Below are 13282 nucleotides of genomic sequence, written 5' to 3'. Positions count from 1 at the left end.
TTACTCCAAGCCTTCTACATTGCCAAGATCTTCGTCCCCAAAGGTTATCGTGTCGCCTTTGCTGTTAATCATCTGATAAACCGCTTCTTGCTGAGTGTTAAGTGAGCTATAGCCTTCGCCTGAGATCTCTTGAGCCGGCAGTCCCGATTCATCCATAGGTCCTTCATAAGGGAAGAGGTAAGTACCGTGTCCACCAACAGTGGCTCGAATGACTCCCCGAATTGCAGAACCACCTGGCGTTACGTCATCGGTGATATCGTTTAGAGCCAGTGCTTTGATCAAAGGCTCAGTTCCGGTCATCACGTTATCTGCTGCATCATTAGGGACGACGGCATCTGGCATGTATTCGCCAATTTCGCATTCTTGGCCACAGTTACCTTTTGCTTCAATCAAAAGAGTTGGTTGAAGTTTCTCTACTTGGCGGCTTACTTTTGTGGCAGGGTCTGAAGCGTCGATCGTGGTTTGAACGCCTTGTTTTAAGGCAGGAACTAATGCTTGGAAGATATCGTCTTCTAGCATACTCACAGCGCTGTGGTTTGCTGTTGATTGTGAGCGGTAATGCTCAAGTGCATCCATACAAGTTTGGTTTGTATCATCAGGCTGACATTGCTCGGGGATAACGGTTTCAGCGATAGCCCGTTGAACATCGGAAGAGGCTTTAACAGAATCCGCCATTTCCTCTCCGAGGGTGAGTGAACTCAAAGTGAGGTTCACTAAACCTTGTCCAGGAACGACAAAATTGGCGGTCGTTAATTCTAGTGGATTCGTTGATGGAGCGTTGATATGAGGTTGTGTCATCTCGCTGATCATGACTGAAACAATGCCGCCTAGAGAGTGTCCGACCAAGTGAACTTCAGGTAACGATTGAGTGAAGTCGTTTAGCGCCCAGCGCAAGGCAATGAAGTCGCCGACCGCCTGTGCGAGGTTTCCCTTCAAAGTCAGTGGTGAATTGATATTTATAAAGTAAGATTTGTCCGCGGCAGCGCTGACCGGGTTACCATCCATATCTTCAATAATTCGTTCACCGTGGTAAGGCATATCAATGGCGACAACGGCATACCCAGACATTAGGTCAACATAGTCTTTCATCATTAAAGATGCGGCACTTTTATCCGCAGTAACTCCATGAACAAAGATAATGGTTGGTATATCACCTGCCTTGAATTTGTTAAATATTGCAGCTTGGCCTTGTTCACTGTACGGGAGATACAAATCTACAGGGATAGACTGCTTTTCGGATTTCAGGTCGATATTGTCTGCCGAAATATGACTGCCATCTTTATTTGTCATCCAACGATACATATCGGGACAACTACTGATTGGATCGTACTTGTCTAATTTACAGGTATCAGAATCTGCATCACTAAACGGCAGGTAGTAGTTGGAGGTGAGTGTGCCGCTGTATTTTGCATACTTAACGAACAAATCACCAACACCGGATTTGGAGTTTACTTTAATCGGTTCGTTGATGACGATAGGCGTTGAATCTAAGTGAAGCTTAGCACTTTGGTTTTCTGAGACGATAGCATCAAGTAACGCATAAGTGTCTTGAGTAGTAAAGGTCGCGGCGTAAACAACCTCTTCCTCTGTGGCACCACTAACGTGACTTAAATATGCATCAATTGCGAGTCGAGTTTTATGCTTAAGTTCACGTGTCCGTTCACCAAGCTCATTTTCAGGAGTGCTCAATAAACTGGTAAAAGTAGCATCTGGTTGAAGAGACTCGCCAAATTTGGTTTGAGCATCATCAGTCACAATCAGGTAGTAGGTTTTTGCACTGTCTAACGCTGATTCACACTCGATGCGTATATTTCGACCATCATTCGACAGCTTGGTTTTCACTGGTAGCATGGTCTCGCTATCGAACAGTGTTACAGCACCATCAAGAGATTGTTCATCAAGAGGGTACACTAAAGCAGAGTCGACGCTTTGAAGTGGAACTTCGATGGGTTCTACACACAGACCCCAGCCGTCTACACCCGCAAAACTGGTTTCAAAATTTTGATAATACGTGAGGGTTTCTTGCTCGGTTTGGGAGTAAATTGCGCTTGGATCAGGCTCATCAGGCAAAGATATCGTGCCATCGTTGTCATACCCATAGCCGTCATTTGGCATTGGTGGCTGAACCGTATTAAAAGGCACTTGAACAGAGACTTGTGATGTTGAGCTGTCGTCAGTTCCACAGCCAGATAGTAATGCTACACCTGTAAGGGCGGAGGACAGATAGGTGATCATTGTTGTTTTTTTCATAATCAGACCAGTCGTCATCGAGGAGTTGGCGAGGTATGACAACGAAAAAGGTCGTTAGGGACAAATGAATGACAGTGAATCGATCTAAAGAGAGAAAAATTTAGATGATTGAGGGGAAGTCGGTTGACGTCCCTCAGTAACGTGGATGGTTTATGCTAAAACTATCTGGTTTCTCCCATTATCTTTAGCTCGATAGAGTGCCTTATCGGTCTTTTTTAGGGCATTATCTAGTTCATTCCTAGAGCAGTTTGAAGGTAAGGCAAGCAATCCAGCACTGATTGTTCCCGAAATGCTATGTTCACCGTACTGAATGGAGAGGTGCTCAATTTGTGACCTGAACTCTTCTGCCGTTATTATCGCTTCATTCAAACTTTTGGCACAAAATACGATACAAAACTCTTCACCACCAAGCCGGTAGACTTTCGCTCGATCAACATTTTTGGCGATGTGTACAACGGCTTTTAAAAACTCATCACCCGCACTATGGCCATACGAGTCATTGATTCGCTTGAAATAATCCAAATCAAAATGAAGTATGTGGCTTACCTGACAGCAGTGCAGCTTAGTATCCGCATCTTCTCTCAATGCAAGAAGATTAAAAGCACCAGTTAGAGTGTCTGTTTTCGCTAATTTCTCGAGGCGTTTGTTTACTTCTAGCCTTACCGATTCATGGTTAAATGCGATTAGCCAGACGATGCAATATGGCAAAATGAAGTTGATGAGAGCAAAAGGGTAAACTTCGGCATTGAATAGATTAGGAAAATAGATCACCGAGGTTGCGAACAACATCATAAATGTGAGTGTTGAGCCGACGCCACGGTTAAACAGTAGTAGATAGAGAGGGGGCAATGCAAAGACCCACATTACGATGGCTGAGTCTGGCTTTGCATTGTAAAACCCATACAGCAAACCACCTGTGACAAAAAAGGCAATAGAATAGGGCTGCCACGTCAATGCACGCTCTTTTTTTGTTGCTATGTAGGTGCTCACAAATGAAAAAGCAATGATGAGTTCCATTACTCCTAACCAATAGTCATGAGTGATAAACAGGTTGGTCGCAGATACAAACAATACAAAAACAGCGATGGATAAACTTACATTTTTGAGCACTTGATTGCGAATACTGGTCTCGTTTGCAAAATCTATAGACATAGGCTTATAGGGCAGCAATTTATAATTAATAGTATGATATACCTTATGAGTGGTAAAAAAAAGCCCTCGACGAATGCGAGGGCTTTGAAAGTAACAGAGAGATTAGTTAACTACTTTCTCTTGTGCTTGAGCTGCTTGGTCCGCCTGGATAGCAGTTAGAGCTACGGTGTAAACGATGTCGTCAACTAGAGCGCCGCGAGACAGGTCGTTTACAGGCTTACGCATACCTTGAAGCATTGGACCGATAGATACTAGGTCTGCTGAACGCTGTACAGCTTTGTAAGTCGTGTTACCAGTGTTTAGGTCTGGGAATACGAATACTGTCGCTTTACCCGCTACTGGAGAGTTTGGCGCTTTAGAAGCAGCAACGTTTTCCATGATAGCTGCGTCGTACTGTAGAGGACCGTCGATCACTAGATCTGGACGTTTCTCTTGAGCAAGTTTCGTTGCTTCACGTACTTTATCTACGTCTGCACCCTTACCAGATTCACCAGTAGAGTAAGAGATCATAGCAACGCGTGGTTCGATACCGAATGCAGCAGCAGAATCCGCAGATTGGATAGCGATTTCAGCAAGCTGTTCAGCTGTTGGATCTGGGTTGATCGCACAGTCACCGTATACCAGTACTTGGTCTGGTAGAAGCATGAAGAATACAGAAGATACAATAGATGCATCAGGTGCAGTCTTGATGATCTGGAACGGAGGAACGATAGTGTTAGCAGTCGTGTGAACTGCACCAGAAACTAGACCGTCAACTTCGTCGTTCTCAAGCATCATTGTGCCTAGGAATACTGAGTCTTGAAGCTTCTCACGAGCAACAACTTCAGTCATGCCTTTAGCGCCACGTAGTTCAACTAGACGAGCAACGTAGTTTTCACGTACTTCATCAGAGTTGATGATTGTTACGCCAGCACCTAGCTCAACACCTTGTTGTGCTGCAACACGACGGATTTCGTCTGGGTTGCCTAGAAGCACACACTCCGCGATGCCGCGCTCAGCACAGATAGCAGCTGCTTTAACTGTACGTGGCTCATCACCTTCAGGAAGAACGATACGCTTACCTGCTTTACGAGCGAACTCAGTTAGCTGGTAACGGAATGCTGGTGGACTTAGACGACGAGACTTCTGAGTGCCCTCAGTCATTGACTCGATCCAGTTACCATCGATGTTGCCAGCAACGTGTTCGTTGATGAACTCGATACGCTCTTTATCGTCTGCAGGAACTTCGATGCTGAAGCTCTGTAGGTTTAGAGACGTCTGCCAAGTGTTACCTTGTGCTTTGAAGATTGGTAGGCCTGAATCGAACGCTGGCTTACATAGACCTGCGATTTCTTCCGGGATATCGTAACCACCAGTAAGAAGTACAGCACCGATTTCAACACCGTTCATTGCCGCAAGTGCTGCTGCAACGATTACGTCTGGACGGTCAGCTGAAGTCACAAGTAGAGAGCCTGGTTTGAAGTGCTCAATCATGTTTGGTAGAGAACGTGCACAGAACGTGATGCTCTTAATACGACGAGATTCGATGTCACCTGCATTGATGATATCAGCGTTAAGGTGTTTCGCCATATCGATAGCACGAGTAGCGATTAGGTCGATGCTCCAAGGCACACAACCAAGAACGCGGATAGGAGATGTGTTGAAGATCTCCATCACTTTCATTTCGTTTTGCTTCGCGCTGTCTGCATCGTCAAAGATTTCAGATAGGTCAGGACGAGTACGACCTGCTTCATCAACTGGTGCGTTAAGTTTGTTGATGATAACACCAGAGATGTTCTTGTTCTTAGTGCCGCCGAAGTTAGAACATGCTACTTCGATGCGCTCTTTAAGTTGAGCTGGGTTATCAGTACCCGGAGTAGCAACAAGAACGATTTCAGCGCCAAGTGTTGCTGCAATTTCAGCATTCACTTGGTTTGCAAATGGGTGTTTACGAGTTGGTACTAGACCTTCGATTAGCGTTACGTCAGCATCTTTGTTGATCTGGTTGTAACGTTCAACAACGGTTTCTAGCAGCTCATCCATGTTGTCGTTACCGATTAGGCTTTCAGCAACAGACATCGATAGAGGTTGACCAATCTTCACATCGCTGTTCGCGCCAACGATAGTAGAAGTTAGGTCTGGCTGATCACCACCAGAACGTGGTTGACAGATTGGCTTGTAGAAAGAAACTTTAACGCCTTTGCGCTCCATTGCGCGAAGAACACCCATGCTTACGCTAGTAAGACCAACACCAGCACTTGCAGGGATAAGCATAATAGTACGAGACATTCGTAGAGTACCTATAGCTATTGGGGATAAAAGCTCAACTATTATTCCTTGCGTCGCAAAGAATAGGAGTTGAGCCCCAGAATAAGAAAACCGGCTGCTATTTAAGCAGCCGGTTAAGTCAATTAAAGACCTGCTAGACGTGCAGTGTCTTCAGCGATAACTAGCTCTTCGTTAGTAGAGATAACCATTGCTGGGATGCGGCTGTCAGCAGTTGTGATAACGCCTTCGCCACCGAAGCGAGCTTTAAGGTTAGCTTCGCCGTCAACTTCGATACCGAAGATACCTAGACGGTTAAGTACTAGTTCACGGATTGGAGCGCCGTTTTCACCGATACCACCAGTGAATACGATAGCGTCTAGACGACCGTCAAGAGATGCAGTGTAACCAGCGATGTATTTCGCTAGACGGTGACACATTACGTCCATTGCGCGAGTTGCAGCTTCTTCTTTACCGTAGTTGTCTTCAACGAAACGACAGTCAGGAGAAACAGCAGTAAGACCAGCTAGACCAGACTCTTTAGTTAGCATGTTGTTGATTTCTTCAACAGAGTAACCTAGAGAATCGTGTAGGTGGAAGATGATCGCAGGGTCGATGTCACCACAACGAGTACCCATCACTAGACCTTCAAGAGGAGTAAGGCCCATAGAAGTGTCTACAGATTTACCGTTCTTGATTGCACACACAGATGCACCGTTACCTAGGTGACAGTTGATGATGTTTACTTCGTCAGCTGGTTTACCTAGTTGCTCAGCAACTTCGCGAGCGATGAATAGGTGAGAAGTACCGTGCATGCCGTAACGACGGATACCGTGCTCTTCGTATAGTTTGTACGGTAGAGCGTATAGGTAAGACTCTTGAGGCATAGTCTGGTGGAATGCAGTATCAAATACAGCAGACATTGGAAGACCAGGGAATGACTTTTGAGCAGCCTTGATACCGATGATTGCAGCAGGGTTGTGAAGAGGTGCTAGAGCAGCACAGTCTTCGATACCTTTCAGTACGTCATCAGTGATAAGAGCAGACTGAGTGAACTTCTCGCCGCCGTGTACTACACGGTGACCAACAGCTGCTAGGTTTTCAGCAAGTTCTGGCTTAGAAGCAAGAATAGTTTCTACCATGAACGCTAGCGCTTCTTCGTGAGCTGCACCGTTACCTAGTTGAGCTTCGTGCTTACCATCAAGTTTCCACTTGATACGAGCTTCAGGAAGGTGCAGACACTCTGCAAGACCTGTTAGATGCTCGTCGCCGTTCTCGGCATCAACAACAGCAAATTTAAGAGAAGAACTACCGCAGTTTAAAACTAAAACTAGCTTTGACATGAGTGACTACCTGTAATAATCAGTTAGGATAAAAATTAATCACAAGAATAGACGATGCTAACAAAGCTGCGTACTAATCTTGGTCAAAAAAACTTTGAATTCCGTATAAAGAGACATTGTGAGTTGCACAAGTCCTTTGCATCCGCTGCAGAAAGGTCTCTAGAGTTGCTTAAATTGTAAATAACAGCAACAATGAGATTGTGGGTCCGCAAAGGATAACGATAATAAGCAATGATAACAAAAAAAATTTGAAAGAATATTAACTTTCATCAATTTTTTCTTCGTTTAGTTGAATCTTTCAACTAAATTTTAGCTTTTGGACCCGATGTTGAAGTGAGAGAGCCCTATGAGCAATAAAGTCGGTTTAGTTCACAACCTACGTGACGGACAAAAATACATGGACACTTGGCCCATGCGCAAAGAGCTAAATATGTTGTTTCCTGAGCAACGTATTATCAAAGCAACGCGCTTTGGGGTAAAAGTGATGCCAGCGATTGCCGCAATAAGTGTGTTAACGCAGATGGCGTTTAACAACTACCAGTCAATGCCACAGGCTGTCATCATCGCTCTTTTCGCTATTAGTATGCCGATTCAAGGTATGTGGTGGCTAGGTAGCCGAGCAAACACTCAACTACCTCCAGCCCTAGCAGGTTGGTATCGCGAGATTTATCAGAAAATCGTAGAAAGTGGTTTCGCTTTGGAGCCTATGAAGTCGCGCCCTCGCTATAAAGAGCTTGCTCAGATCCTTAATAGAGCATTTCGTCAACTTGATAAGAGTGCGTTAGAGCGCTGGTTCTAGTCTCTTAACTCCTACTGCTTTGATTTAGCATCATTCCCTATAGCGCACAGCGTAGTAGGGAATGTCTACAATCTAATTACAGCTTTCCAGATACCCTCAACTTACTAGCCTTTCACTCTTGAAGGTGCCGTGCGCCAGCGACTCTTAGAGTGACGAATAAGCAAGAGCGTTTACTGATTCGGTCATTCCATATAGCGACGAAGGAGAGAGTAGGGAATCTCAAAAGATTTTCAATGTGCTTTAAGTAATCTTCAGCTCAAACAAAAAACGCCCACCGAAGTGAGCGTTTTCTCTTATCTGATACTATTCAACATTAGTTGAACATAGCAATTGCGTCAGCAGGAGCAACGTATTCCAAGTCGAAGCTTTCTGCTACTTCTTTACATGTCACTTTACCATGGATAACGTTTAGACCTTCTAGGAAGCCGTTGTCTTCTAGAAGTGCTTCACGGTAGCCTTTGTTCGCTAGCTTCACAATGTAAGGTAGTGTTGCATTGTTTAGAGCGAATGTAGATGTGCGTGCTACTGCACCTGGCATGTTAGCAACACAGTAGTGAACTACGTCATCAACGATGTACGTTGGATCTGCGTGTGTCGTAGCGTGTGAAGTTTCGAAACAGCCACCTTGGTCGATTGCAACGTCTACAACTGCTGCGCCTGGCTTCATCTTAGCGATATGTTCTTTAGTCACTAGTTTCGGTGCTGCTGCACCAGGGATTAGTACTGCGCCGATTACTAGGTCTGCTTCTAGAACGTGCTTCTCAATTGCGTCTTCAGTAGAATAAACTACTTTTGCACGACCTTGGAATTCTTCATCTAGGCGACGTAGTGTATCTACATTGCGATCTAGGATAGTTACGTCAGCACGAAGACCTACAGCCATACGAGCTGCGTTCGCACCAACAACACCACCACCAACAACGACAACTTTTGCTGGCTCAACGCCCGGTACACCACCTAGTAGAAGGCCGCGACCACCGTGAGATTTCTCTAAAGTTTGTGCACCTGCTTGAATAGACATACGACCTGCAACCTCAGACATTGGCGCAAGTAGTGGCAAGCGACCCATATTATCTGTTACAGTCTCATATGCTATACAGACAGCTTTGCTCTTGATTAGCTCATCAGTTTGTGGAAAATCTGGTGCTAGGTGCAAATAAGTAAATAAAATTTGCCCTTCTCGAAGCATTGCGCGCTCGACAGCTTGAGGTTCTTTAACCTTTACAATCATTTCTGCTTTCGCGAAAACGTCAGCAGCGGTAGGAAGAATGGATGCGCCTACAGCGATGTAATCATCGTCTGAAAAACCGATGCCAGAACCGGCATTAGTTTCAACAAAAACTTGGTGACCTTGAGACACTAGCTCGCGAACGCTCGCTGGGATCATGCCAACACGGTACTCGTGGTTTTTGATTTCTTTAGGTACGCCAATGATCATCCTGACTCCTCATTTTATTTTGGTTGTATAAACTATAGTAGTTGTATTAACTGTGTGTAGGGTAATTCTGTCGAATTAATATCTAGTATAGATATGATTGGATAAAATTTGATACTGAATATTAAAAAGTTGTAGTATATTTTTTTGCAAGGAAGTAATAAGGTGGAATAAAAAATGGCAGACAACAATAAAAAGCCGTCCAAGGATCTTGACCGTATCGATCGCAACATTCTAAATGAGTTGCAAAAAGATGGTCGTATTTCGAATGTAGAGTTGTCTAAACGTGTAGGTCTTTCTCCTACACCATGTTTGGAACGTGTGCGTCGCTTAGAGCGCCAAGGGTACATTACGGGTTATACAGCGTTGCTGAACCCTCAGTACTTAGATGCTTCACTACTCGTGTTTGTTGAGATTACGTTAAACCGTGGTGCGCCAGATGTGTTTGAACAATTCAACACAGCGGTACAAAAACTGGATGACATCCAAGAATGTCACCTAGTTTCTGGTGATTTCGATTACCTACTAAAAACACGTGTGTCTGATATGAGTGCTTACCGTAAGTTACTAGGTGATACGCTATTGCGTTTGCCGGGTGTGAATGACACACGTACCTACGTAGTAATGGAAGAAGTGAAGCAAACTAACCAACTGGTTATCAAAACTCGATAACTTCTGAGGGTCATAGAGTTAAACTCTTAATTGCTTTCTATATTCTGACTTTAAGCAATTGGGTTTTTGCCCTTGATATGGTTAAATCGATAGTCCGAGTGGCACTGCTGCTCGGACTATTTTTCTTTGTGCCGAACGGATTCTTTTCGAACTCGGTTGTTATGATACGTAGATAAAGTTGGTTATGTTTAAAGAGACTAAAAATAAAGTCCAAACAATTATCAAAACGGGTGAAGACTCCTCGCTTTCTCGTCTGAGTGGACCTCAGCGTCTTCAAGAGTGCAGTCTGATTGTTATCGTTTTAGCTTCAATATTGCTTTCTGTAGCACTTTTGACATTTAGTGCTGCTGATCCTTCATGGTCACAAACGGCATGGGGTGGTGAGATCAACAACGCGGGTGGTCTTGCCGGTGCGTGGCTCGCAGACACACTCTTTTTTACATTTGGCTCTCTGGCTTACGTTTTACCTATCGTCATTACTGGTACGGCATGGGTTGTGTTGCGTAAGCGCAGCGAAGATGAACCTGTTGATCTGATGCTTTGGGGTACTCGACTCCTTGGTTTAACCATCGTCATTCTTACCAGTTGTGGATTGGCAGACATCAACTTTGATGATATTTGGTACTTTTCGTCAGGCGGAGTCATTGGCGATGTACTGACCAGTCTTGCATTACCCACTTTAAATATTTTAGGAACGACACTGGTTTTCTTATTCCTATGGGGTGCAGGTTTTACCTTACTGACAGGTATCTCATGGCTATCTATTGTGGATTGGTTAGGAGAAGGGGCGATCAACTTGTTTACAGGTTTGGTAAACCGAATTCGAGGCCGACAAGACGAAACCTTAGAAGCAGAGTTGAATGACTATGAGCAAAATGCTGAACCAACTCGTTCGGAAGCTGTGCGTGAAGAGCCAACAGTCTCGTTAACTCATGACCTTGTTGATGAGCCTATTGAAACGCCTGAACCTCGCCGCTTCAATATTCATATCCCAGAGTCTCAAGCTACTGCTGAACAAGAACCTCCTCTGACTCAACCTCAAGTAGAACAAGCAGTCCCTGAATACAATGAGCCGATCTACAACGAACCTGTTTATGCGAACGTTGAACCAGAACAGCCAATGTCAGACGTTCAGCAGCTCTCAAACGAAAAACCACAAATTGAGCGCTCTAAGCAATTAGGTGCGACGATTGAAGAGCTAGAACAGGCAGCGCAATCTGCAGACGACTTTGTGGAAGCTGACGACGTTGGTGTGGCAGCCTCAGCGAAGGCAGCTACATCTGTTGGTGCACAAACGTTAGATACGGCTGTACAAAGCCCATGCGATCCAGAAACTATAGAAGTTACGCCAGTCGTTCCGAACGTAGAGCAATCGGTCTCACCTGCTGTAGAAGAAGTCCCTGTTGAAGATTTACCATGGAATGAAAGTGTCATCGAAGAGGACATTGTTCAACCGACGATTACAACCTCTGAGCTTGACCAGATTTCAACGGACATCGATCCAGAAGAACATCATCAAGAGCCAATGATTTCATCGTTTGATGTTGTGGAAGAGGTTGCAGCCGAACCTGTTGAAGAGCCGGTCGTCGAAGGTGAGTTATTGCCGGAAGATGAGGATGCTGCAGCACTTCATAATCTGGTGGCCGAAGCTCAAGCAAAAGTTGTTGCCCAGCAGAACCCATTCCTTGTACAGCATGAAACCAATTTACCGAAGCCAGCAGAGCCAATGCCAACATTGGAGTTGCTATACCACCCAGAGAAACGAGATAACTTCATTGATCGTGATGCTTTAGAAAATATCGCACGCTTAGTTGAAGCAAAACTTGCTGACTACAAGATCAAAGCAGAGGTCGTTGATATCTTCCCTGGTCCTGTAATCACTCGTTTTGAACTAGATTTGGCACCGGGTGTGAAAGTAAGCCGTATTTCCGGGCTTTCTATGGACTTAGCGCGCTCTTTATCGGCAATGGCAGTTCGTGTAGTCGAAGTTATTCCAGGTAAGCCATACGTTGGTCTAGAACTTCCGAATATGAGCCGTCAGACGGTATTCTTCTCAGATGTTGTAGGTAGTCAGCAGTTTATTGAAGCCAAATCGCCAACGACAGTGGTTCTTGGTCAAGATATCGCAGGTGAAGCTGTGATTGCCGATCTATCTAAGATGCCACACGTACTTGTTGCAGGTACAACGGGTTCTGGTAAGTCGGTCGGTGTAAACGTCATGATTCTGAGTATGCTTTACAAAGCGACGCCGGAAGATGTGCGTTTCATCATGATTGACCCGAAAATGCTTGAGTTGTCAGTGTATGAAGGTATCCCGCATCTATTATCAGAAGTAGTAACTGATATGAAAGATGCATCGAACGCACTTCGTTGGTGTGTGGGTGAAATGGAGCGTCGCTACAAGCTGATGTCTGCTCTAGGTGTTCGTAACATCAAAGGCTTTAATGACAAGCTTAAGATGGCGGCAGACGCCGGGCATCCAATCCATGACCCATTGTGGCAGGCAGGCGACAGTATGGATGAACATCCGCCACTGCTAGAAAAACTGCCTTACATCGTTGTTATCGTCGATGAATTTGCTGATCTGATGATGGTTGTAGGTAAGAAAGTCGAAGAACTGATTGCGCGATTGGCACAAAAAGCGCGTGCAGCAGGTATTCACTTAATCCTCGCAACTCAACGTCCTTCTGTAGATGTAATCACTGGCCTGATTAAAGCGAACATTCCAACACGTGTTGCGTTTACGGTATCGACTAAGACTGATTCACGTACCATTCTTGACCAAGGCGGTGCAGAGTCACTCCTTGGTATGGGTGATATGCTGTATCTACCTCCTGGTTCGAGTCATACGGTGCGTGTCCATGGTGCATTCGCATCAGACGATGATGTACATGCCGTGGTAAACAACTGGAAAGCACGTGGTAAGCCAAACTACATTGATGAGATTACAAATGGTGACCAAGGGCCGGAAGCACTTCTCCCAGGTGAAAAACCAGAAGGGGAAGAGGAGATGGACCCACTGTTTGACCAAGTGGTTGAGCATGTTGTGCAGTCCCGCCGAGGTTCAGTCTCTGGTGTTCAACGCCGCTTTAAGATTGGTTACAACCGCGCAGCTCGAATTGTTGAGCAGCTTGAAGCGCAAGGTATTGTGAGTGCTCCTGGTCACAATGGTAACCGAGAAGTATTAGCGCCAGCACCAGGCCGAGATATGAACTAAGCTTCTTGGCTAGAAAAATTTAATCAAAGGGTTAGTGATGAGCTAACCCTTTTTTGTTGAGCGATCGGTAACCCTCGAAAACCAAACACTGTCATCCTCGAGAATGAGGGGCGAGTGAGTTGAGGATCTCCAAAAACATGTCGAGAACTTTAGCAAGACACCTCAGCAAC

Annotated in this window: 8 protein-coding genes; 3 read left to right on the top strand and 5 right to left on the bottom strand. The window is 45.1% G+C overall.

Annotated elements, in window-relative coordinates; genetic code table 11:
• The 4 genes from AAFX28_RS18775 to AAFX28_RS18760 all read right to left on the bottom strand — a co-directional run bounded on the left by AAFX28_RS18775 (window position 1) and on the right by AAFX28_RS18760 (window position 6989).
• On the bottom strand, window positions 1-2250 hold the full coding sequence (locus AAFX28_RS18775; RefSeq protein WP_408689919.1) for an alpha/beta fold hydrolase: 2250 nt from the start codon (window positions 2248-2250) through the stop codon (window positions 1-3).
• A 150-nt stretch (window positions 2251-2400) separates the two neighbouring features.
• Window positions 2401-3402, bottom strand: a complete 1002-nt coding sequence (locus tag AAFX28_RS18770; RefSeq protein ID WP_408689917.1) for a GGDEF domain-containing protein — start codon at window positions 3400-3402, stop codon at window positions 2401-2403.
• Between the two features lie 102 nt (window positions 3403-3504).
• Window positions 3505-5670, bottom strand: coding sequence for a phosphate acetyltransferase (gene pta, locus AAFX28_RS18765; protein ID WP_408689916.1), 2166 nt, complete (start codon window positions 5668-5670; stop codon window positions 3505-3507).
• Window positions 5671-5792: 122 nt separating this feature from the next.
• Window positions 5793-6989 (bottom strand): acetate kinase, encoded by a 1197-nt coding sequence (locus AAFX28_RS18760; protein ID WP_408689915.1) that lies wholly within the window; start codon window positions 6987-6989, stop codon window positions 5793-5795.
• A gap of 346 nt (window positions 6990-7335) precedes the next feature.
• Between AAFX28_RS18760 and yfbV the strand changes: the two genes are divergently transcribed.
• Entirely contained in the window at window positions 7336-7788 is a 453-nt protein-coding gene (gene yfbV / locus AAFX28_RS18755) for a terminus macrodomain insulation protein YfbV (RefSeq protein WP_408689914.1), read from the top strand.
• A 313-nt stretch (window positions 7789-8101) separates the two neighbouring features.
• Here the strand turns inward: yfbV and ald are convergent, their stop codons facing one another.
• On the bottom strand, window positions 8102-9226 hold the full coding sequence (gene ald, locus AAFX28_RS18750; RefSeq protein ID WP_408689912.1) for an alanine dehydrogenase: 1125 nt from the start codon (window positions 9224-9226) through the stop codon (window positions 8102-8104).
• A 174-nt stretch (window positions 9227-9400) separates the two neighbouring features.
• Between ald and lrp the strand changes: the two genes are divergently transcribed.
• Window positions 9401-9895, top strand: coding sequence for a leucine-responsive transcriptional regulator Lrp (gene lrp, locus AAFX28_RS18745; protein WP_004414493.1), 495 nt, complete (start codon window positions 9401-9403; stop codon window positions 9893-9895).
• Window positions 9896-10079: 184 nt separating this feature from the next.
• A complete protein-coding gene (locus tag AAFX28_RS18740) occupies window positions 10080-13112 on the top strand; it encodes a DNA translocase FtsK 4TM domain-containing protein (protein ID WP_408689911.1) in 3033 nt (1010 codons plus the stop codon).
• Window positions 13113-13282: the final 170 nt, after the last annotated feature.

This window comes from Vibrio sp. TBV020, from assembly GCF_046056895.1.
In the GTDB taxonomy this organism is placed as follows: Bacteria; Pseudomonadota; Gammaproteobacteria; order Enterobacterales; family Vibrionaceae; genus Vibrio.
The sequence above is the reverse complement of the archived record's forward strand: the minus strand, read 5'-3'. Positions and strand labels throughout refer to the sequence as shown.